The organism is Halalkalibacterium halodurans (assembly GCF_005671335.1).
GTDB lineage: Bacteria > Bacillota > Bacilli > Bacillales > Bacillaceae_D > Halalkalibacterium > Halalkalibacterium halodurans.
Genome location: NZ_CP040441.1, coordinates 3,424,030 through 3,445,065, shown reverse-complemented (window position 1 = coordinate 3,445,065; position 21,036 = coordinate 3,424,030). Strand labels below are relative to the sequence as shown.

The window sequence follows — 21,036 nt, the reverse complement described above, 5'->3', positions numbered from 1 at the left end:
AGCCTAGTTATTTTTAATAGGATGAATGAAAGAAATATAGAGCATTAAAAGAAACCATTAGAGCCAATCCCTTTTAAGGACAAGGTTTTAGCTGTCAACATGGTTCTGGAATAGAAGGACCTGTCGTTTCGCTTGAATGACCTCGGCAACTAATGTTTGCCGAGGTCATTCTGTAATGGCTAAATACTTGGTCCTGCTTTTTGAATCGCTTCACTTACGTTCGTGAACCGTTTAAAATTTTCGATAAATTGCTTTGCGAGCTCCTGTGCTTTTTTGTCATACTTTTCTTTGTCGTCCCATGTGTTTCGAGGCTGGAGGACAAAGTCTGGTACCCCAGGACAACGCGTTGGGATATGCAGGCCAAATACCGAATCGGTGATCGTTTCAACCGTATTTAATTCCCCTTGAAGAGCTGCTTGAACCATCGCCCGTGTGTAGCTGAGCTTCATGCGTTGACCGACACCGTAAGGTCCTCCTGACCAACCGGTATTGACGAGGAACACTTGAACTTCGTATTGGGCTATTTTCTCCCCTAGCATCTCCGCATATCGAGCTGCTGGTAATGGTAAAAACGGTGCCCCAAAGCAAGTGGAGAATGTCGCTTCAGGTGACGTGACCCCTCGTTCCGTTCCAGCAAGCTTGCTCGTGTATCCTGATAAGAAATGGTACATCGCTTGTTCAGGAGTAAGTTTGCTTATTGGAGGCAGCACGCCAAAGGCATCAGCCGTCAAAAAAATAATCGTGTTCGGATGACCTGCGACGCTTGGGATCACACTGTTTGGAATCGCTTCAAGAGAATAAGCTGCCCGTGTATTTTCGGTTAACGATGTATCGTTGTAATCCGGTAGCCCTGTTTTTTCGTCAACGATGACATTTTCAAGAACGGAGCCAAAGCGGATCGCATTCCAAATTTGCGGTTCTTTTTCGTAGGATAGGTTAACACATTTGGCGTAGCAGCCGCCTTCAATGTTAAAAACGCCACGCTCCGACCAGCCATGCTCATCATCACCGATGAGTTTGCGGTTTGGATCAGCTGATAGGGTTGTTTTTCCTGTACCCGACAACCCGAAAAATAGAGCGACATCACCTTCTACCCCAACATTGGCTGAACAATGCATCGATAAGACATCTTGCTTTGGAAGGAGGTAGTTCATAACAGAAAAAATCGACTTTTTCATTTCTCCTGCGTATTCCGTTCCACCAATGAGGACGATACGCTCTTCAAACGAGATGATCACAAATGCTTCCGATCGTGTGCCATCTACCGACGGATCAGCTTTAAAACCTGGCGCTGAGACGATTGTAAACTCAGGTGTATGTTGCGTTAACTCTTCAGTTGTTGGCTGAATGAACAGCTGTTGAGCGAATAAATTGTGCCATGCAAATTCGTTTACGACTTGAAGGGGAAGACGATACGTCTTGTCAGCCCCTGCAAAACCGCGAAATTCAAACAATTCATCTTTATCAGCTAAGTACGTAAGAACTTTTTCGTATAAATGTAGAAACGTTTCCTTTTCAATGGCTTGGTTGACTTGTCCCCATTCGATTTTTTCATGGACAGAAGTCTCATCCACGATAAATTTATCTTTTGGTGAGCGTCCTGTATAAGCCCCTGTAGCTACTGTTAACGCACCAGTATCAGTCAGCCTTCCTTCGCCACGAAGCAATGATTTCTCCACTAAAGTAGAAGCTGGTGCATTTTTTAAGACGTGCTGGTCGCCCAGCAATTGTTCAAGACGTGTTGTAGTTGATATCGTATTCATGCAAGCAGACCCCTCTTCCTAAAAAGAATGTCATGATTTTTATTTAGTATAACACATTTAAATTAATAGTCTATACTATTATTAAAAAATGATAAATGTGACACTTTTTAAATAAAATTAGCTATACATCTTAAGGGAAGTAATGTTCTGCCATTAAGGCTTAGCTTTAGCTAAGTTTTCCTAAAAGGTTCCCCTTTAAGTGAGAGATGCATACGATACAGAAGCATCGGCTTAAGGAGGCTTTTAGCATGCAGGATGTATTTATTCTCGACATTGCAACAATAGCCGCGGTGGTGGCAGCCCTTGTGACCGTCGTCGGCAATGCGGTGAATATGGATAAAAATTATCGTTCGCTGCTTGCTGTTGCAATTGCTTCGGTTCTTTGGTTTTTGCCGAAAGAATGGGGAGAGCAGGTCATTATTGCACTAATCATCGGGTTAACTGCTAGCGGGGTGTACAGCCAAGTAAAACCGAGGGATAATGCAAATGAATTATTACGACTGCAAATGCGAGAAGAAATCCGGCAAGAGATGGAAGAGCATAAGAGTCGTGAGGACCGTCTCCATTCAGAAGAAGAAAATTCACAGCAAACTCGAAAAGAATAGTTGACCATTTTTTCGTCATGAATAACAAGACAAAAGAATGAACATTTTAATAAACAATGATTACCATATTGACACAGTGCCCAATCTACGTTATGATATGTCGCGAACGGATACTCTTATCCAGAGTTGGTGGAGGGACAGGCCCGAAGAAACCCCAGCAACCAACACCTGTTAAACAAAGGTGAAAAGGTGCTAACCTGCAAGGCGTTGCCTTGAAAGATAAGAGGCGAAAGGTATGTTAATTAACCCTTTTCCTCATAATGGAAAAGGGTTTTCCTCATTTTTATACTTTTGCAAGTGTGCTGTGGAGAATGAGTGCCGTATCATGTTTTGCGCAGCCTGCCGTTGGTAAGGGTGTGCTTAAGGGAGGATATTCGTAAATGGCAGATACAAGAAGTCGTCGCTTATTTACATCAGAGTCTGTTACAGAAGGACATCCTGATAAAATTTGTGACCAAATTTCTGATTCCATTCTTGACGAAATTTTAAAGGAAGATCCGAACGCTCGTGTGGCATGTGAAACATCTGTTACGACTGGTTTGGTTCTCGTTGCTGGAGAAATTACGACGAGCACATACGTCGATATTCCTAAAGTCGTACGTGACACCATTAGAAATATAGGATACACTCGTGCAAAATATGGCTTTGATTCGGAGACGTGCGCGGTGTTAACGTCAATCGATGAACAATCACCAGATATTGCTCAAGGTGTTAACCAAGCGCTTGAAGCCCGTGAAGGTCAAATGACCGATGCTGAGATTGAAGCGATTGGCGCAGGTGATCAAGGGTTGATGTTCGGTTATGCGAACAATGAAACGCCTGAACTCATGCCACTACCTATTTCTTTAAGTCATAAACTAGCTCGCCGTTTATCAGAGGCACGGAAAGATGAAATCCTTCCATACTTACGTCCAGACGGAAAAACGCAAGTCACAGTTGAGTACGATGAAAACGATCAGCCTGTTCGCATTGATACCATTGTGATTTCAACACAACACCATCCGGAAGTGACGCTGGAGCAAATTGAAAGCGACCTAAAACAGCATGTCATTCGTTCGGTTGTCCCAGAAGAGCTGATCGATGAAGAAACGAAATACTTTATTAACCCAACAGGCCGGTTTGTGATCGGTGGCCCTCAGGGAGATGCTGGTTTAACGGGACGTAAAATTATCGTTGATACGTATGGTGGATATGCTCGTCACGGCGGTGGTGCGTTTTCTGGAAAGGACCCAACGAAAGTCGACCGTTCTGGAGCATATGCGGCTCGATATGTAGCAAAAAATATTGTAGCCGCTGGTTTAGCTGACAAGTGTGAAGTCCAGTTAGCTTATGCGATCGGGGTTGCCAAGCCAGTGTCGATTTCGATTGATACATTTGGAACTGGTCAAGTGTCAGAGGCACGTTTAGTAGAGCTTGTACGGGAACACTTTGACCTTCGCCCAGCGGGGATTATTAAAATGTTAGATCTTCGTCGTCCAATCTACAAACAAACAGCGGCATACGGTCACTTTGGGCGAACCGATGTTGAGTTGCCGTGGGAGCAAACAGATAAAGCTGAAATTTTACGCCAACAAGCGTAGGGGAGAAGATGACTTCATGATGAGTGGAGTCATCTTTTTTCTTTTATGAAGAAGGGAAGGAAAGCAATTGTGAACACTAGTTTTCTTCAAATCGATCAAAAACTGTGTAAAAAGAAAGAAAAAAACGCACTTCCTAATTGACAATGATTATCATTGTGAGCTACTATTAATTCGTACCAAAACATGACACATAAAGGTGATCGTTGCCATGGGGGTGATGATATCAAAGGATTTAAACAATAAAATATGGGGAAGGGCGCTTTTTTTAAAGTATCAGGTGAGAATGATTATCATGTTCACTTATTTATCACCTGTGTTCGACACCGATCGTTTTATTTTTTTGCGATTGAGTGAGAATAATAATCAATTTCATCAATTATTTTTTCATTGATTGAAAGGAGAAAGGCAATGAAGGGGATTTTATCAAGGTTTCAATGGTTTTTATCCGTTTTTTTAGTTACTAGCTTTATTTCATGGACACTACTTTCGAGCGGTGCCCATGCGCAGAATCTGGCGGATGGTACATACACAATCCAATATACGGTTCTGCATGCCGATAACGATTCGGCTTCAATGGCGAATGATTATTGGGAAAAACCTGCGCGCTTGACGGTTAACGGTGGCAACATGACCATGCAAATGACGATTAACCATAGTTCATGGGTAACAGAATTTAAAGTGCCGAGCAATGGTGGCTTCCGTGATGTAACGGTTGTCAGTACGGACGAAGCAGCGGATAAGCGGGTCGTTGAATTTCCAATTTCAGATCTATCAACTCCGTTAGAGTCAAAGATTCACGTGACGGTGGAAGATATCGACTATGACCATGATTATACGATTCGTCTTTCCTTTGATACGAGCAGTATCCAAGAAGTAAATGTAGCAAGCACAAATGACGAAAAACAGGAAGAAAACGGAACATCTACTAAAGACAGCAACAAAAACGATACGACTGATACGAAGAAAACAGATAATCCGCAAACAGGGGATACCGATATTGTGTTGTGGGGTGCAGTGTTGGTCGTAGCTTTATCCGCTCTCATCTTTACGCGTTTCAAATGGCAAAGCCAATAGAGTTATGAAATCCAAGGGAGAAAGGGGAAATACGCAGTGAAGAGAAAATGGCAAAAGCTGCTGAGCATTCTGTCCGTTTGGATGATTCTTTTTGCCTCATTTGCGCCGTCTATCGCTGGAGCTGCTGAAGCGAATTCACTAGCCAATGGCGAGTATACGATAGATTTTAAAGTATTGAAAGATGGTACAAATGAAACGTCTGTTATGAACGGCTATACAGCGAAACCGGCAACAGTGTTTATTAACGGAAATGACACATACGTTGAAGTGACGTTAACTCAGAGTGATTGGATTAAAGTATTTCAGACGAGGCAAAACGGAACGTTCGTCGATGCCGAAGTCGTGTCAGAAGATCCTGAGGCAAACACACGTATCGTACGTTTTCCAGTAGAGGATTTAGCTACGAAGCTGGATGCGTATACACATGTTGTCATCCCGATGATTAACTATGACAACTGGTATACTGTCCAATTTCAATTTGATGAAACTAGCTTAACCCCAGTCAATGTGGAACAACCAGGTGAAGAGGAAAACGGTCAGCCGGAGGAAGAAGTAACGGAGCCAGGTGAAGGGGAATCTGGGCAACCGGAGGAAGAAATAACGGAGCCAGGTGAAGGAGAGTCTGGCCAACCGGAAGAGGAAGTAACGGAGCCAGGTGAAGGAGAGTCTGGCCAACCGGAAGAGGAAGTAACGGAGCCAGGTGAAGGAGAGTCTGGCCAACCGGAAGAGGAAGTAACGGAGCCAGGTGAAGAAGAATCTAGCCAACCAGAAGAGGAGGCTACAGAGCCAGGTGAAGGTGAAGAAGAGTCTAAGCAACCAGAATCACCTGAACTAGAAGATGGAACATACACGATCGACTTCAGGGCACTACGGGCAGACAATGATAACCTATCATCTATGGACGGCTATTTAGGAAAGCCAGCATTGCTAGAAGTAGAAGGTGGGAAAATGTTCGTATCGCTTACGATTAACGAACGGGAAGGTCAATTCCTTACAGATGTGCGTTTAGACACTAACGGAGAGTGGACGAGTGGCACGGTAGTAAGTGAAGATCCAGAGAACTTATCACGTGTAGTGAAATACGAAGTTGCGAACATCGCGGCGGTTATTGATGCGGAAGTGGATATGTATGTTCCACGAGCGAACTACCGTAATACGCAAAAGTTCCGCTTAGCGTTTGATATGGACAGCATCACAGAAGTAGAGGAAGAACAACCAGAGGAGCCAACAGAGCCAGGACAGCCAGAGAAGCCGGAACAACCAAGTGACGAAACCGAATTAGCGGTCGGGGAATATACGATCGATTTTACGGTTTTAAAAGATGGAACGAATGATACGTCCGTTATGGACGGCTATACAGAAAAGCCAGCTCGGCTTACTGTTAAAAAGGACGAAATCTTTGTGGATTTAACCTTGACGAATAGTGACTGGATTAAGCAATTCCAAACGAAGCAAAACGGGGCATTCGTCGATGCGGAAGTCGTTTTAGAGGATGCAGAGGCAAATACGAGAGTGGTTCGCTTCCCAATTGACGATATCAATGAAAAGCTTGACGCGTACACGCATGTCGTCATCCCGATGATCAACTATGATAACTACTACACCGTGCAGCTTTTGTTTGATGTTAATAGCTTGAAGCCAGCAGATAATGAATCCGAAACACCCGAAGTCCCTGAGGTTATTCCACCAAAGGTTGTTGAGGGTGACGGTGGTAAGTTTTCACTCGTCATTCAAGATGTTCGCAACTTCACTTATGACTCAGGAAAAAAACGTTATGAAATTGGTCACCGTAATGTGACAGCCTATGAAATTAGTTCAGAGATTTTCGCTCAATTGAACCACGACGCTTCCGTATCATTTGCTATTGGCGATGATGTGACAGCAATTTTCCCAGTCGGCTTCTTGCAATCACAATTTGCCGGTGAGGAAAGCATTACGTTTTCATTTCACGAAGTGACAGATGCGAAAATAACGGAAGGTGCGGTAAGTAAGGTTTATGACTTCAACGTTTACATGGGGGATAAAGAAATCACGCAATTTGCCGATCCCGTTACCCTTAACTTTGCTGTCGATGGCCAGCTCGTCAATAAATGGGATCAACTTCAAGTCGTTTATATCAATGATGCAGGTGAAAAAGCCGAGTTCATTAATCCTACTAACATTGATTCAAATGGACAAACGGTAACGGCTCACGTCTCACACTTTAGTACATTTGGCGTTTTTGAAACAGCCTCTGAGGAAGAAGAGGAAACACCAACAACAGGCTTACCTAATGGCACATATACGATTGATTTTACAGTGCTAAAGCATAACACCGACGAAGTTTCCGTGATGGATAACTATACAGAAAAACCAGCAACACTCGTTGTTCAAGACGGACAACAAACGATTGATTTAACGTTGACGAATAGCGATTGGATTAAGCTGTTCCAAACGAAGCAAAATGGTGAGTATGTCGATGCCGAAGTTGTTTCAGCAGATACAGCAGCCAATAAGCGAGTCGTTCGGTTTGACGTTCAAGACCTTTCAGCCAAGCAGTCTGCGTATACCCATGTGGTCATTCCAGAGTTTCAATACGATAACTTCTATGAGGTGCACATTCGTTTTGATACGAATAGCATTCGGGACGAGGATGGTAACATTGTAACGCCAAATCCGAATCCAAATCCAGCACAGCCGGGTCCTACTGTTCCATCTCAACCTAGTCCAACAACCCCAACAAATCCGTCAAATCCGGGCGGAGGACAGCTTCCTGAAGAAGGGTTGAAGGATGGAGAGTATACCATTGACTTTACGGTCTTGAAAAATAACACAAACGAAGTCTCTGTAATGGATGATTACACCGTAAAGCCAGCGATTTTGTCTGTAGAAAATCAAGAAACGTATGTTACTGTGACTTTAAAGAATAGTGAATGGATTAAAGTGTTCCAAACTGAGCAAGACGGGACATATGTTGATGCAGAAATCGTCTCAGTCAATGCAGCGGAAGATACACGTGATGTGCGCTTCTATGTTGAAGATCTAGAGGCACTGGTTCATGCATACACGGAAGTTTATTTTGAAGAGCCAATCTTATATGACGGCAAGTATTTTGTTCAATTTGACTTTGATGTTCATAGCATTACACCGCTCGGAGAAGGCGGTATCGGTTCTGGAAACAATGAAAAGGGATCAGGAAATGGCACCGGCTCTGCTGAGGAGGACAACCTTTCGTTTACCCGTGACCACGGAGGAAGTCAGCCTACGACAGCAGAAAGAGTGACGAACTCGAAGACAGCTGATACAGCGATGATTGGTTTGCTTATCCTCCTGTTAGCAGGGTCTGCATTCTGGCTCATTCGTAAGTATCGTCTTGGGACATTATAACAACAGGAAAGTCTTGATACACTGATTGCGGTGTATCAAGGCTTCTTGTCTTCATAAGCCCAGAAGGACCAATTTTTCAAAGGAGGAAATCTTAAAACATGAATCGATTTCTTCACGGCTTTTTCTTATGTATGTTGTTTCTCCTTTTTGTCGGCTGTTCTGAAAATGAGGCCGTTAATGCTAGCAATGACACAACAAATGTAGAGACGGAAACGATAGAAAACGAACAATCGAAAGATGACCGGATCGTTTCGACAACCGTTGCAGCAACGGAAATCTTTGATGCTTTAGAGTTAGACCTTGTAGGAATTCCTACAAGCTATAAAGAGCTACCTGAACGCTATGAGGGAGTCCAAGAAGTAGGGAATCCGATGAGCCCAGATATGGAGCTTGTCAAATCACTAAACCCGACGGATGTCATTTCAGTGACGACATTACAGACTGACTTAGAACCAGTGTTTGAGAGAGTTCAGCTTGATGCAACCTTTTTAAACTTGCAAAGCTTAGATCACATGCTTTCGGAGATTGAAGCGTTAGGTGAAAAATATAACCGAACGGAGCAAGCAGAAGCTCTCGTGTCATCAATTAAAACGAGATTAGCTGAAGTTGAGTCTCAGGTAGAAGGAAAGGAATCACCAACGGTCTTAATCTTGCTCGGTGTTCCGGGAAGCTATCTAGTAGCTACAGAGCATTCCTATATCGGCGATCTTGTCAAGCGTGCTGGTGGCGTGAATATTGTGCAAGGGGAAGAGGTGGAATATTTAGCCTCTAACACGGAATATTTGCAGCAGGCGAATCCAGATGTCATATTACGAGCAGCTCATGGAATGCCTGAAGAGGTGATCGAAATGTTCGATCAAGAGTTTCAAACGAATGACATTTGGAAACATTTTAACGCAGTGAAAAATCGACGGGTCTATGATTTGGATGAGTTGATTTTTCCGACAACAGGAAACTTAGCCGTTGTAGAGGCGATGGATGAATTAGTCAAAATGCTCTATCCGTAGGTGGCATTTGGAAGAAGGGTTTATACATGACGAAAAAATTAGTAAGCTTTATTGTTGTTTTGCTGTTACTTATTTTTGTTGCTAGTTATTCTGCTGTGACGGGAAGTATTCAAGTGAGCATTGGGGAGTTAATTCAAGGATTAATCAGCGGAACGAATGAGGAAGTCCAGGTCGTAAAAGATTTACGGTTACCGCGAATCATCATTTCCATGTTTGCCGGTGCAGCTTTAGCTGTATCGGGAGTTTTGTTGCAAGCAGTGTTAAGAAATCCATTAGCGGAGGCTGGAATCATTGGGATTTCGTCAGGAGCTGGCTTTACGTCGATTTTACTAGTTAGTATCTTTCCGACCCTTTATTTCTGGTCACCATTGTTTGCTTTTATTGGAGGGGCTCTTGCGTGTTTTCTCGTCTATAGTTTTTCTTGGCGCTCTGGCCTGAGTCCGATTAAGATGATTCTCGTAGGGGTGGCTCTAAATGCTGTATTCAGTGGCTTAAGTGATACGTTTAACTATCGTGGCAGCTATACGGTGACGAGCATTAGCCCAACGACGACATCCACATTGTCGATGAAAACATGGACCGATGTTGAAATAATGGTTACGTTTGCTTCCGTGGGGCTTATTCTAGCCGTCTTTTTCTTCTCATCATGCAACTTGCTTGTCTTACAAGATAAAACAGCGAAAAATTTAGGGGTTGCCGTTATGCGTTCACGCCTTACCGTTTCAGCAATTGCCGTTCTACTAGCAGCTGTATCTACCGCTGTTGCGGGGATGATTGCCTTTATCGGATTACTTATTCCTCACATCGCACGGCAGCTTGTTGGCTCTGATCATAAATGGTTAATTCCGTTTTCAGCAGTCGCAGGTGCTCTTCTGCTATTAGTAGCGGATACGTTAGGGCGATCCATCATTGCACCAAACGAGATCCCTGCGTCCATTATTATGTCGATCATCGGTGGACCATTTCTCATTTTCCTCATAAGAAAGGGGGAAAAAACCAATGGACATTCGTGAGCTCACGTTTTCTTATAATCAAAAGGTATGGCACTTAGACAAGGTAACCGCAACGGTTAAACCTGGGAAAGTGACGACGATTATTGGACCAAACGGATCAGGAAAATCCACTTTACTACAGGCAATGTCTCGAAACCTAACGCCAGATGGGGGACAAATCATTGTGGATGGTCAAGCGATTTGTGACTACTCGCCAAAGGCGTTTGCAAAAAAAATCGCCGTTGTACATCAACAAAACATCGCACCTGCCGATATTACTGTCGAAAAGCTCGTAAGCTATGGCCGGATTCCTCATAAACGGTTGTTTCAAAACAAAAAAGAGGAAGATCAGGTAGCGATTGATTGGGCCCTTTCTTGTACGCAGTTGACGGAAAAGCGGGAAACGCTAGTGCACCAGCTTTCCGGAGGAGAGCGACAACGGGTATGGATCGCGATGGCTCTTGCCCAAAAAACACCGATCCTTTTTTTAGATGAACCGACAACTTATTTAGATATGTATCATCAATTTGAAATTTTGGAGCTGGTTCAAACACTTAATCGGAAGCACCAAATGACGATCGTCATGGTGTTACACGATTTGAATCAAGCGATACGGTACAGCGATCACCTTCTTGTGATGAAGCAGGGAAAACTGTTCATGCAAGGAACTCCGAAAGATGTTATCTGTGAACGGTCTGTGAAGGAGATTTATGATGTGGACGTTGTCGTGAAAGAGGATAGCCATACGGGACTGTACATTGTCCCTGTAGGTATATAACGCAAGACGGAATAGGGGAACTTAGGGATGAAACAGCAAGCAAGAAAAAGTGTGTTGAAACGAATCGTGCACCGATCGATTACATTGGTTTGCTTAGGGGTATTTAGTTATTCTCTCTATCAATTAGCTGTGATTTTTATTGATTATTGGCAGAATGATAAAGTACTAAGTGAAATCCAACAGGTCTATGTGTATGAATCGATTGACCAAACAAATGAGGGCGAGATTCGAGAATCGTTCGACCCGCTTTTAGCCATAAATGAAGATATTGTCGGTTGGATAACCGTTAACAATACGAAAATTGACTACCCAATCTTGCAGGCAGATGATAACGACTATTATTTGGACCGTAATTATCGCCATGAACATACGAGAGCTGGTAGCATCTTTATGGATTTTCGCAATGACATTCAAGCTAATGATCCTCATACGATTTTATATGGTCATAGAATGAGAGACGGCTCCATGTTTGCTCAGTTAGCCCAATTTCTTGAGCAGGATTTTGTTGATCATCATGAAGGATTTTATTATGACACTCTTTATGATCGCTATGATGTCGAGGTATTTTCTGCATATGTGACGACCACTGATTTTTATTATATCGAGACAGAATTTCCTTCAAAAGATGACTACAAAGCCTTTCTTAACGAATTGAAAAAGCGGTCCGTCGTTCAGACGAATGTAGAGGTGAGGGAAGAGGATCAAATCATCACCTTGTCCACGTGTGATTATCGCTTAGATCGGGATAGGGGGCGTCTCGTCGTCCATGGGAAGTTAATCCCTCGTACTTAACGAGGGATTCTTTGTATAGATGTAATGATAGGAAAAGAGGAGTGACCCCCTTTCCAAGGGTGCACTCCTCTTTGGTCGTTATTGTGCTTGAGCTTGTGAGTCATTGCCGGCTTCAGCGGCAGTAAGCGGCCCTCTGACTACCTTAACTTCATAAAACGATATTTTGTTTTCTAAAATGTATTCAGGAACTTCACGCTTTGAATGAGCATCTCTAAAGGCGCTGCTCTTCGTCCAGTTTTTAAAGTCATCCTTCGTGTTCCAACGAGTAACGACAGTAACTTCGTCGAAATCTTTCGTATTTTCGGTTAACAATACTTCTAATCCAAGAAAGCCTTCCATAAACTCGACTTTCCCTACTTTGTTAAAACGTTCAATTAATTTCTCACCGTTTCCCTTTGTAATTTTTGATGTGTTTGTCACGATAACCATCAGACATTCCTCCCTAAAAAAGTTATATTATTTATGTTCAACGTTATGGAACACACACTGTGTTTAAGAGGCCGTGCGTTTAGTAGGCACGATCAGAGGATAGTGGTCTTCAAAAATCACCTTGGCCTCAATTTGATAAACATCCTTTAAAAAGCTGGACGTCAGCAATTGCTTCGGTTCCCCCTCAGCTACGACTGCCCCTTTTTTCATCGCGATTAAATGATCGCAATAAGCTGCAGCTTGCTGAAGCTCATGGAGAACCATAACGACTGTTATACTATATTTTTCGTTAATCTCCTCGAGCATCTCCATCACGTCAAGCTGATGGGCAATGTCTAAATACGTTGTCGGTTCGTCAAGAAGAAGAATATCGGTTTTTTGTGCAAGGGCTAAGGCGATACGAACTTTCTGTTGTTCGCCACCAGATAGCGTATGAAACATACGATTCGCATGCTTTTTCGTACCAGTCACCGTCATCGCCCACTCGATGATGCTTTGATCTTCTTCGCTTTTTTTCGCTTGAAACCACTTTTGATAAGGAGAACGACCATATGCGATCAGCTCCTCTACCGTAAGATTGGGCAATGCTTGTTTCGATTGGGGCATCATGGCAAGCTTTTGCGCGAAATCTTTCGGCTGCATGTTTGCCGTAGACATCGCTTCAATACGAACGTCTCCAACATCTTGCTTTAGTAATCTTGAAATGATTTTGAGCAACGTTGATTTACCAGAGCCGTTTGGCCCGACGATCGCTGTAATTTTCCCCTTAGGAATGGCGATTTCAAGATGATCGAGTTGAAAAGAACCGACCTGCAAGCCGAGTTGTTCAGTTATAATCGCATATTTCATGACATCAACCCTCGCTTTTTCAGGAGATATAAAAAGAAAGGAGCACCGAGAGCCGCCAGCAATATACCAACAGGAAGCTCAATTGGATCAAACCAAGAGCGGGCCACTGTATCGGCTAAAACGACTAAAATCGCGCCACCAAAGGCGGAAAGTGGTAGCAAGTACCGATAATCCTCTCCAATCAACAGACGAATGGCGTGAGGGACGACTAGCCCGACAAAGCCGATCAGTCCGGCAACACTCACAGCGGCACCAGCTAAAAACGCAGCAAGAGAAATGAGCAAAAAGCGTTGTAACTCTACTTTTTGTCCTAAAAGCTTCGCTGAATCATCTCCAAGCTGAAGGAGGTTCGCCGGTTTAATCGCAAGAATGGATAATGCTAAACCGACTAAAGCGTATGGAGCCATAAATTCAAGATGATACCAGCTACGCCCATTTAATCCCCCAGAAAGCCATGGAATGACCGATTGGACACGATCGCTAAAAATAACCATTATCCCATTTTGTACAGCACCTAGAAGGGCATTGATGGCGACTCCAGCAAGGATGATTTTCAGCGGTGAAGCTCCTTTATCCCAGGCGAGAAAGTAGATAACCATTGCTGTAACGAAAGCTCCGATAAATGCCGAGATTGGCAGCAGATAACTAAACTGCGGGAGGATGAGCATGGTGGTGCTAGCCATTAGCCCACCACCTGCAGTGACACCAATAATTCCAGGATCTGCCAGAGGATTTTTCATCACTCCTTGGAGCAAAGCGCCAGCGACAGCTAAGCAAGCTCCGACAAGTAGACCGATCAACATTCGCGGGAGACGTAAGTCAAGAATGATCGTTTGGTGGACGGACTGCTCTGTGCCCGTGAACACGTTCCATATTTCCGTTAATGTGATCGGTACTGATCCATACGTGAGTCCAAAAAATGAAACGAAGAGAAGAAGGGGAGGGACTGCTAGGATGACCCATTTTCTTCGCTTCGACCGTTGCTCAATGTTCATGATTTATCATGCACCGATTCAAATAAGTCTACGAGCACATCAAGAGCTTCCGTTACCCGGGTGCCGGGGTTCGTACCGAACAAATCGGACGGTAGCACGTCAATTCTTCCTGCTTGCACAGCCTCTAATTGATTCCAAGCGGCATTTTGCTCCATTTCCTTCATAAAGCCTGCTTTCACTTCTTCATAGTTTCCATGACTCATTAAGAGGATGAGGTGAGGATCGGCTTCCACGACTCGCTCCGTGTTTAATTGAGCGTATTGCGGATAGGCTTCTAAACTTGGAAAATCACTTGCAATGTTTTCTCCCCCCGCTAGTTCTAGCAAGTTACCGCTAAGAGAGTTAGGCAGTGCAGCCATATATGTACCTGGTGCTCCGTACACGAGGAGAACACGCACTTGTTTATCGGTTCGTTCACTCTGAATCTCTGACACTTTTTGATTGATCATCTCGACGATTTCGGCTGCTTTTTCTTGATTTTGTAGCATTTCACCGAATAAGGTAATCTGAGCTTTAATATCATCGACGGATTGAGCGTTCGTCAGTACCATTTGTGCGCCGAGCCCTTGGACGGTCGGAACATCCTTTATATTCATTTGTGAATTTCCGAGAACGACCTCTGGCTGAACATACGTTAATTTCTCAAGATCGAGCTCGTGGGTGGAACCAATTTGCTCCACATCTTCTGCTTCGGGGACGACGGACGGTCCATTGGACGTAGGCCTGCCGACAAGTGTTCCTCCAAGGGCATAAATAATATCCATATCTCCGTTGCTTAACGCAGCGATCCGTTCTGGTACGTGGTCAAATGTGATCGTTTGCTCAGCGAAATCGGTAATCGAATATTGGGTTTCAGAGGTGTCGGTTGCAGCAGGTGCATTCGATTGATCGTTATCGCTACAGGCTGTCAGCAAACTTAAAGCAATTATGCTTATCGTCAATAGGTGTTTTTTCATCTAAACCTCTCCTACAATTACAAATGATAATGAATATCAATATCAATTTAAATGATAATGAATATCATTATTAAAGTCAACAATTTATTGAAAGTTTTTCCTCGTCTGCAATGTCTTTTATAATGGTGAAAAGGATGATCATGGAAAAAGTGAGAATTATAGATGAAGCTAGCACAACAATTGTTGATCCGTGCATTTTAGTATGCCTAGAAAAACAGTCCTCACGTTTAAAGGTTGAAGAGGAAATAACCCTTCAAATGTTGAAAGATACAAAGATGAGACGAAAAGAGAGGAAGTTTATGTCTAAGAAAAGTTTAACCGTCGCTCTTTTTTTCGGTTTAGTGGTCGTTCTTATTGGATGCACGCAAACAGAAGAGAGTTGGCAAGAGAGTGCGTTATTCACATCTGGTTCCTATACGATGATTGGCGAATAAGGAAAAATTTATTTTATTTTTGACGATGATGAAGCGACGAGATTTTACCCAAATAAAGAGAATAATTACATCTGGCACTTTTGGGGAGAACCTGATGAATTGACAGGTGGTTTCAAGGTGATTGGTACCCATGAAAGCAATCAAGCTGACGAAAAATCATTGTATGAGAGAATGATGGTATAGGAGGAGCACACAATGGGGCAGATGCCCATATCCCTTCTAACCTTTCATTGCCTGAAAGTGGTTAGTGGAAATTAGACGCTTATTTCGGGGACCGCTATTTCGGAACGATTTACGTTCAAGTTCATGAAGAACAATCGTGATGCCAAGCGAACAATCTAGGGCTAACCGTCTGGCTACCGCGAACAGATGCTAATCATGAGTTTGTGTAAGGTGCTGCCTAAAAGAACAAGGGACAGCACCTTACACAAAAATTATGAGCGATACTCTTGCTGCACTTGTTTATAATATTGTCCTTTTTCTACGTACTCTCTTCGAATTCGAGCCATGTCTTTTCGGTCTTCTTCCGTTAACGTACGAACAACTTTAGCAGGTCGTCCGAAAGCAAGCGAATTTGCTGGGATTTTCTTGCCTTGAGGGACTAAGCTTCCTGCGCCGATAAACGCCCCTTCGCCGACTTCGGCTCCATCTAAAATGATCGAGCCCATGCCGATCAAGGCTTCTTTGCGAATCGTGCAACTATGTAGGATCACTTGGTGTCCAACAGTAACGTCGTCTTCAATCACTAAAGGGGTGCGAGGGCTTTGGTGAAGAACGGAATTGTCTTGTATGTTCACGCGTTCTCCAATAAAGGTTGGTGATACGTCTCCGCGAATAACCGTATTATACCAAATGCTTGAATCTGCCCCAATGGTGACGTCTCCCGTGATGGTGACATAATCAGCAAGGAATACACTTTCTGCGATCTTAGGTTTTTTGTCTTTGTATGGATACAACATGATCGAGTCAACTCCTTTTCGTTTTCCCTAAAAATGATTATACTATGTTTAACGACAGTATGTGGAAGGCTCTTAACGACGCCTGGTACATAAGGGAGGTTGTCATCCATGTGGAAATGGGAAGTTGCTGAGCCGCGTGGGGTGGTCGTCGTCATTCATGGGGCGGGAGAACACCATGGGCGTTATCAATGGCTCGCAAAAAAGTTTAATAGCATCGGATTATCTGTAGTGATGGGTGATTTGCCTGGCCAGGGAAGGACAAGAGGGAAGCGCGGTCACATTCAGTCGTTCCAACAGTACATTGATGTTGTCTTGGAATGGGTGGAAGCAGCTAAGTTGGAGCACGTGCCAATCTTCTTGTTTGGCCACAGCATGGGCGGACTTGTAGCCGTTCGCACGATGATTGAAGGAGGCACATTGCCAGTGCGTGCTGTCATTCTTTCATCACCATGCTTTGATTTATATCAGTCACCTGGGAAAGGAAAAGAATTGGCTTCGAAAATGTTGCACCGAGTAACGCCTACTTTCTCGCATCATTCAGGCATTCGTTCCGATTTAGTTACTCGAAATGAAGAGATTCGTGAAGCCTACTTGAAGGATGAGCTTAGAGTAACAAAAGTGTCCACGAAATGGTATTATGAGTTATCGAAGGCGATGCGAGATACCCGTCGTTATCCTGAAAAGTTCCCGAACGTACCATTGCTTGTTATGCAGGCGGGAGAAGATTATATCACGGATAGAAAAGCGGCGTGGGAATGGTTTAATTCGGTTCAAGTAACGGAAAAGGCCTATAAAGAGTGGAATGGACTCTATCATGAAATTTTTAATGAGCCTGAGCGGGAGGCTGTGTTTCAATACACCTGTTTTTTTATCGAACAGCAATTATCATAAGTGGATTACAGGAGGCGATGCTCTTGAATGAGTATCGCCTTTTCACAAGCTACCGGCTTTTCTTAAGATGTCAAAGAGTGTTCATTGAGGTGGATCGCGCTTTATGCTATTGTGTTTAATGTTGGAAGGAATGTATAGGACAATCCAATGGCGTTGCCATGTACATAAAAAAGGTTTCCAGTGCTTTGTTGAAGGAGGACGGTAAAGTGAGTGCACCAACGTGGCCGCTGCCGTTATTAAAGGCGGTATATCAAGAGGTTTTACCAGCGGTACATCAAAAGCTGGAGAAGTTGAAGGAAAGAGCAGCGACGATACCAGATGAAACGCTGCGCTTCCACGCCCTTGACGCTTTAACGAGAAAGGCGTTCCATTGTGAAGGTGGAGGGGTATTCGGTTTAATTGAACGGACTTGTTTTGATGAGTTTTTAACGTTTTTAATTCATTATCAGCAAATGTGTGATTATTTGGATAATCTTTGTGATCAGAGTGATTCTCTCGATCCTAACGACTTTCGCACGTTACACAATGCGTTGCTTGCTGCTATTAATGATGAAGCTCCATTGGAAAATTATTATCGCTTTCGTGAGATGCAGGACGATGGTGGTTACTTACATGACATGATTCACATCTGTCGCAGCGCCCTACAAAAACTGCCCTCATTTTCTATCGTACAGCCATACATGTTAAAGCTATGCCAATACTATTGTGATTTCCAAACTTACAAGCACGTGAAAAAAGAAGATCGTGTGCCCATGTTAGAAGCGTGGTTTGAACGTCACCGTGACGAGGTACCAGCCATGAGCTGGTATGAGTTTGCCTGCTGTACAGGCTCGACTCTTGGGATTTATACGTTAACGGTATACGGGGGGAAACAAGGGTTTACTGATCGACAAGCGCGACAATTAATGGACGGTTATTTTCCTTATGTTCAAGGCGTTCATCTTTTGCTCGACTACTTCATTGATCAAGAGGAGGATATTGCCGATGACGAGCTCAACTTTCTTTTCCATTATCAAAATGAGGAGGAGATGATTGAGCGGTTTCGCTATTTTTTAGCACGAGCGGAAGAAACGATGGCCGAACTACCAGATCCGAAGTTTCATCGGATGATTCATCGAGGGTTGATCGCCATTTATTTATCAGACGATAAAGTACAAAAACACCCGAAATACAAAAGGCAATCGAAGCGAATGATAAAAATGGGCGGTTTGCCTACGTTTCTTTTTTACTTAAATAGCTGGATGTTCCGCAGAAAATCTGGTGAGCAACCAGCGATGGATTCGATGTAAAAGGGCGCGGCCATGTGGCTGTGCTCTTATTGTTGGCTCGGTTTTGCTGCTTGAACGATGTCATAGCCGTTTTCCACAACATCAAGCTTCCCCGTCTTAGGACAAATGACGAGGGCATGTACAGGCACGTCATGCGGAATAAGCGGATGGGTGCGAACGACATTTGCACTATGTTTTACACTATCTTCGACCTTATCGAAACCGGATAAAAACTGATTCACATCTACACCTTGGGCTAGCAAGCGTTCTAACGCTTCTTCAGATACACCGTATTTTTTTGCCTTTTCTAAAACAGACTCTGCCTGTAGCCCTGCCATCCCACAGCCGTGGTGCCCGACAATGTAAACTTCTTTTGCTTTAAGCTCATATAAGGCAACAATGATGCTCCGCATAATACTGCCGTATGGATGGGTAATCACAGCTCCTGCATTTTTAATAATTTTCGCATCTCCGTTTTTAATGTTCATTGCGTGTGGGAGAAGCTGGGAAAGGCGTGTATCCATACACGTGAGCACAACCATCTTTTGGTCAGGGAATTTTGATGTTTGAAAAGGTTCGTACGCTTTCTTTTCCACAAATGATTGATTATAAGTCAAGATCGAGCCTAACAATGACACTAAAATCGCCCCCCGGTGATGATTTGTAATTTATCAAAAAGCAATACTATGTGAAGAAAGATGACCTACCTCATGAAGGTCATCTTTTTTCGATCGCAATGATAAAAGGTGGATCATTCACTTGGTTGATAAATTCATAGCGCAGAACATGGACCGTTGTTTGATCCAGGTCTGTAACAAACGATTCGAGCGCTGTTTTTTCTATTTTTCCTTCCTCGTGACCGTGGTAAATGACAAGCACAATGAGCGCACCAGAAGGCATGATGGAAAGAAGTTTTTTGATTGCGGTGATGGTTGATTCAGGTTTTGTGACAATCGTCTTGTCGCTTCCTGGCAAATACCCAAGATTAAAAATGGCGGCTTTTATGTTTGGGTGTTGGTCTGGCGGGATAAGGGTAGCCACTTGTTCATGACTGGCATGAAACAGAGTGACTCGCTCAGGAAATCCTAATTCTTTCACCCGCTTATTTGTTTGGTGTATCGCTTGATCTTGGACGTCAAAGCCATACACATGACCAGTTTCCCCGACTAGCTTGGCGAGAAACACTGTATCATGTCCGTTTCCGGTTGTCCCATCTACAGCGATAGAACCGGGGGTGAGGACGTTTTGTAATAAAAACCGGGCAAAAGGGAGGACGCCAAGAAGGTTCATTGGACCTCCACCTGCGCTCGGTAATGCTTCCCTTGCCAGCTGTCGCGGCGCTCTAACTCTGCTTCAATCGCGTTCAAAACTTCCCATTTTTTCATGCTCCACATCGGACCAATCATTAAGTCACCCGGTCCATCTCCCATCAAGCGATGGATAATCATGTGCGGTGGTAACACTTCTAATTGATCGACCACGAGGTTCACATATTCTTCCAAACTCATGAATTCGACAAGCCCTTTTTCATATTGTTTCACCATTGGCGTTCGTTTAAGCAAGTGAAGTGAGTGGATTTTAATTCCTTGTACATCCAATTTGGCAACTTCTTTGGCCGTCTCCATCATCATTTGATGATTTTCAAGAGGGAGTCCATTAATGATGTGAGAACAGACACGAATGCCGTGCTTTCTTAGCTTGTTTACACCGTCAACATAACACTGATAATCATGGGCGCGGTTAATGAGAAGGGCGGTTCGTTCATGGACCGTTTGTAACCCGAGCTCCACCCATAAATACGTCCGCTTATTTAATTCGGCTAAGTATTCCACCACGTCATCAGGTAAACAGTCTGGACGTGTGGCAATCGCTAGACCGACCACCCCTTCTTGTTCTAAAATCACTTCATAATATTCTCGCAAGGTTTCTACAGGTGCATACGTATTTGTATACGCTTGAAAATAGCCAATGTACTTGCCGCTCGTCCATTTTTTATGCATCCGCTCCTTGATCGTATGAAATTGTGTCACTAAATCATCTTTCCGATCTCCAGCGAAATCCCCCGAACCGCGCTCACTGCAAAACGTACATCCCCCGCTCGCTACATTCCCATCCCGGTTCGGACAGTCAAATCCCGCATCGAGGGGTACCTTAAATACTTTCTCCCCAAATTGCTCACGCAAATGCTGATTCCAAGAGTAATATCGTTTATCTCCATACCGCATGGGGACGGGCTGGAGGTTGCTTTCCACGTTGTTTTCCATGATGTTTCACCTTCCTACTATAAGCTCATTAAAA

The 21,036-nt window shown here is 43.7% G+C and carries 20 protein-coding genes and 1 riboswitch; of the genes, 11 read left to right on the top strand and 9 right to left on the bottom strand.

All coding sequences use genetic code 11. The features are described from left to right. Window positions 1-179: 179 nt before the first annotated feature. Entirely contained in the window at window positions 180-1,763 is a 1,584-nt protein-coding gene (pckA, locus tag FED51_RS16755; RefSeq protein WP_053430452.1) for a phosphoenolpyruvate carboxykinase (ATP), read from the bottom strand. Between the two features lie 248 nt (window positions 1,764-2,011). On the opposite strand from pckA, the gene FED51_RS16750 reads away from it, so the two are divergent. The 8 genes from FED51_RS16750 (at window position 2,012) to srtB (ending at window position 11,957) form a co-directional block, all read left to right on the top strand. Next, window positions 2,012-2,368 (top strand): hypothetical protein, encoded by a 357-nt coding sequence (locus tag FED51_RS16750; protein ID WP_053430453.1) that lies wholly within the window; start codon window positions 2,012-2,014, stop codon window positions 2,366-2,368. Window positions 2,369-2,481: 113 nt separating this feature from the next. Next, window positions 2,482-2,594, top strand: a riboswitch (SAM riboswitch). A gap of 154 nt (window positions 2,595-2,748) precedes the next feature. Beyond that, a complete protein-coding gene (gene metK, locus FED51_RS16745; RefSeq protein WP_053430454.1) occupies window positions 2,749-3,948 on the top strand; it encodes a methionine adenosyltransferase in 1,200 nt (399 codons plus the stop codon). Between the two features lie 408 nt (window positions 3,949-4,356). Continuing rightward, entirely contained in the window at window positions 4,357-5,022 is a 666-nt protein-coding gene (gene isdC, locus FED51_RS16740) for a heme uptake protein IsdC (protein WP_083445464.1), read from the top strand. 36 nt (window positions 5,023-5,058) lie between these two features. Further along, window positions 5,059-8,388: an NEAT domain-containing protein gene (locus tag FED51_RS16735; protein WP_138090724.1), complete on the top strand. Its 3,330-nt coding sequence runs from the start codon at window positions 5,059-5,061 to the stop codon at window positions 8,386-8,388. Window positions 8,389-8,486: 98 nt separating this feature from the next. Beyond that, on the top strand, window positions 8,487-9,395 hold the full coding sequence (gene isdE, locus FED51_RS16730) for a heme ABC transporter substrate-binding protein IsdE (protein WP_053430457.1): 909 nt from the start codon (window positions 8,487-8,489) through the stop codon (window positions 9,393-9,395). Between the two features lie 26 nt (window positions 9,396-9,421). Continuing rightward, the gene (locus tag FED51_RS16725; RefSeq protein ID WP_053430458.1) at window positions 9,422-10,408 is read left to right on the top strand and encodes a FecCD family ABC transporter permease; all 987 of its coding nucleotides are present in this window, start codon (window positions 9,422-9,424) and stop codon (window positions 10,406-10,408) included. Then, the gene (locus FED51_RS16720; protein WP_053430459.1) at window positions 10,395-11,165 is read left to right on the top strand and encodes an ABC transporter ATP-binding protein; all 771 of its coding nucleotides are present in this window, start codon (window positions 10,395-10,397) and stop codon (window positions 11,163-11,165) included. The genes FED51_RS16725 and FED51_RS16720 overlap by 14 nt, the downstream gene beginning before the upstream one ends. 27 nt (window positions 11,166-11,192) lie before the next feature. Beyond that, a complete protein-coding gene (gene srtB / locus FED51_RS16715; RefSeq protein WP_053430460.1) occupies window positions 11,193-11,957 on the top strand; it encodes a class B sortase in 765 nt (254 codons plus the stop codon). 78 nt (window positions 11,958-12,035) lie between these two features. On the opposite strand, the gene isdG is transcribed toward srtB, so the two are convergent. From isdG to FED51_RS16695, 4 genes are all read right to left on the bottom strand, one after another. Next, window positions 12,036-12,386 (bottom strand): heme oxygenase, encoded by a 351-nt coding sequence (gene isdG, locus FED51_RS16710; protein WP_010899434.1) that lies wholly within the window; start codon window positions 12,384-12,386, stop codon window positions 12,036-12,038. A gap of 63 nt (window positions 12,387-12,449) precedes the next feature. Next, window positions 12,450-13,235 (bottom strand): ABC transporter ATP-binding protein, encoded by a 786-nt coding sequence (locus tag FED51_RS16705; RefSeq protein ID WP_010899433.1) that lies wholly within the window; start codon window positions 13,233-13,235, stop codon window positions 12,450-12,452. Beyond that, on the bottom strand, window positions 13,232-14,230 hold the full coding sequence (locus FED51_RS16700; protein ID WP_010899432.1) for a FecCD family ABC transporter permease: 999 nt from the start codon (window positions 14,228-14,230) through the stop codon (window positions 13,232-13,234). The genes FED51_RS16705 and FED51_RS16700 overlap by 4 nt, the downstream gene beginning before the upstream one ends. Then, entirely contained in the window at window positions 14,227-15,186 is a 960-nt protein-coding gene (locus FED51_RS16695; protein ID WP_053430461.1) for an ABC transporter substrate-binding protein, read from the bottom strand. Before FED51_RS16695 ends, FED51_RS16700 begins: the two co-directional genes overlap by 4 nt. 140 nt (window positions 15,187-15,326) lie before the next feature. On the opposite strand from FED51_RS16695, the gene FED51_RS21435 reads away from it, so the two are divergent. Beyond that, on the top strand, window positions 15,327-15,620 hold the full coding sequence (locus tag FED51_RS21435) for a hypothetical protein (protein WP_233443844.1): 294 nt from the start codon (window positions 15,327-15,329) through the stop codon (window positions 15,618-15,620). Between the two features lie 434 nt (window positions 15,621-16,054). On the opposite strand, the gene FED51_RS16685 is transcribed toward FED51_RS21435, so the two are convergent. Further along, window positions 16,055-16,579, bottom strand: a complete 525-nt coding sequence (locus FED51_RS16685) for a gamma carbonic anhydrase (RefSeq protein WP_053430463.1) — start codon at window positions 16,577-16,579, stop codon at window positions 16,055-16,057. Window positions 16,580-16,687: 108 nt separating this feature from the next. Here FED51_RS16685 and FED51_RS16680 point away from each other — a divergent pair, with 108 nt between their 5' ends. Continuing rightward, window positions 16,688-17,470, top strand: coding sequence for an alpha/beta hydrolase (locus FED51_RS16680; protein WP_010899429.1), 783 nt, complete (start codon window positions 16,688-16,690; stop codon window positions 17,468-17,470). A 206-nt stretch (window positions 17,471-17,676) separates the two neighbouring features. Beyond that, on the top strand, window positions 17,677-18,759 hold the full coding sequence (locus FED51_RS16675; RefSeq protein ID WP_138090721.1) for a tetraprenyl-beta-curcumene synthase family protein: 1,083 nt from the start codon (window positions 17,677-17,679) through the stop codon (window positions 18,757-18,759). A 26-nt stretch (window positions 18,760-18,785) separates the two neighbouring features. Here FED51_RS16675 and FED51_RS16670 read toward each other — a convergent pair whose 3' ends face one another. The 3 genes from FED51_RS16670 to mnmL form a co-directional block, all read right to left on the bottom strand. Further along, window positions 18,786-19,376 carry a beta-class carbonic anhydrase gene (locus FED51_RS16670; protein WP_053430464.1) on the bottom strand — a complete coding sequence of 197 codons (591 nt, stop codon included), beginning with the start codon at window positions 19,374-19,376 and terminating at the stop codon, window positions 18,786-18,788. 79 nt (window positions 19,377-19,455) lie between these two features. Then, window positions 19,456-20,028 carry a tRNA 5-(aminomethyl)-2-thiouridylate-methyltransferase MnmM gene (gene mnmM / locus FED51_RS16665; RefSeq protein WP_053430465.1) on the bottom strand — a complete coding sequence of 191 codons (573 nt, stop codon included), beginning with the start codon at window positions 20,026-20,028 and terminating at the stop codon, window positions 19,456-19,458. After that, window positions 20,025-21,002, bottom strand: coding sequence for a tRNA modification radical SAM protein MnmL/YtqA (mnmL, locus tag FED51_RS16660; RefSeq protein WP_010899425.1), 978 nt, complete (start codon window positions 21,000-21,002; stop codon window positions 20,025-20,027). Before mnmL ends, mnmM begins: the two co-directional genes overlap by 4 nt. Window positions 21,003-21,036: the final 34 nt, after the last annotated feature.

Coding starts and splice junctions, on each gene's coding strand:
- mnmM (WP_053430465.1), bottom strand. CDS start 20,028: ATGAACCTTCTTGGCGTCCTCCCTTTTGCCCGGTTTTTATTACAAAAC.
- FED51_RS16695 (WP_053430461.1), bottom strand. CDS start 15,186: ATGAAAAAACACCTATTGACGATAAGCATAATTGCTTTAAGTTTGCTG.
- pckA (WP_053430452.1), bottom strand. CDS start 1,763: ATGAATACGATATCAACTACAACACGTCTTGAACAATTGCTGGGCGAC.
- FED51_RS16700 (WP_010899432.1), bottom strand. CDS start 14,230: ATGAACATTGAGCAACGGTCGAAGCGAAGAAAATGGGTCATCCTAGCA.
- srtB (WP_053430460.1), top strand. CDS start 11,193: ATGAAACAGCAAGCAAGAAAAAGTGTGTTGAAACGAATCGTGCACCGA.
- FED51_RS21435 (WP_233443844.1), top strand. CDS start 15,327: ATGGAAAAAGTGAGAATTATAGATGAAGCTAGCACAACAATTGTTGAT.
- FED51_RS16750 (WP_053430453.1), top strand. CDS start 2,012: ATGCAGGATGTATTTATTCTCGACATTGCAACAATAGCCGCGGTGGTG.
- mnmL (WP_010899425.1), bottom strand. CDS start 21,002: ATGGAAAACAACGTGGAAAGCAACCTCCAGCCCGTCCCCATGCGGTAT.
- FED51_RS16685 (WP_053430463.1), bottom strand. CDS start 16,579: ATGTTGTATCCATACAAAGACAAAAAACCTAAGATCGCAGAAAGTGTA.
- isdE (WP_053430457.1), top strand. CDS start 8,487: ATGAATCGATTTCTTCACGGCTTTTTCTTATGTATGTTGTTTCTCCTT.
- isdC (WP_083445464.1), top strand. CDS start 4,357: ATGAAGGGGATTTTATCAAGGTTTCAATGGTTTTTATCCGTTTTTTTA.
- FED51_RS16705 (WP_010899433.1), bottom strand. CDS start 13,235: ATGAAATATGCGATTATAACTGAACAACTCGGCTTGCAGGTCGGTTCT.
- FED51_RS16680 (WP_010899429.1), top strand. CDS start 16,688: ATGTGGAAATGGGAAGTTGCTGAGCCGCGTGGGGTGGTCGTCGTCATT.
- FED51_RS16720 (WP_053430459.1), top strand. CDS start 10,395: ATGGACATTCGTGAGCTCACGTTTTCTTATAATCAAAAGGTATGGCAC.
- isdG (WP_010899434.1), bottom strand. CDS start 12,386: ATGGTTATCGTGACAAACACATCAAAAATTACAAAGGGAAACGGTGAG.
- FED51_RS16725 (WP_053430458.1), top strand. CDS start 9,422: ATGACGAAAAAATTAGTAAGCTTTATTGTTGTTTTGCTGTTACTTATT.
- metK (WP_053430454.1), top strand. CDS start 2,749: ATGGCAGATACAAGAAGTCGTCGCTTATTTACATCAGAGTCTGTTACA.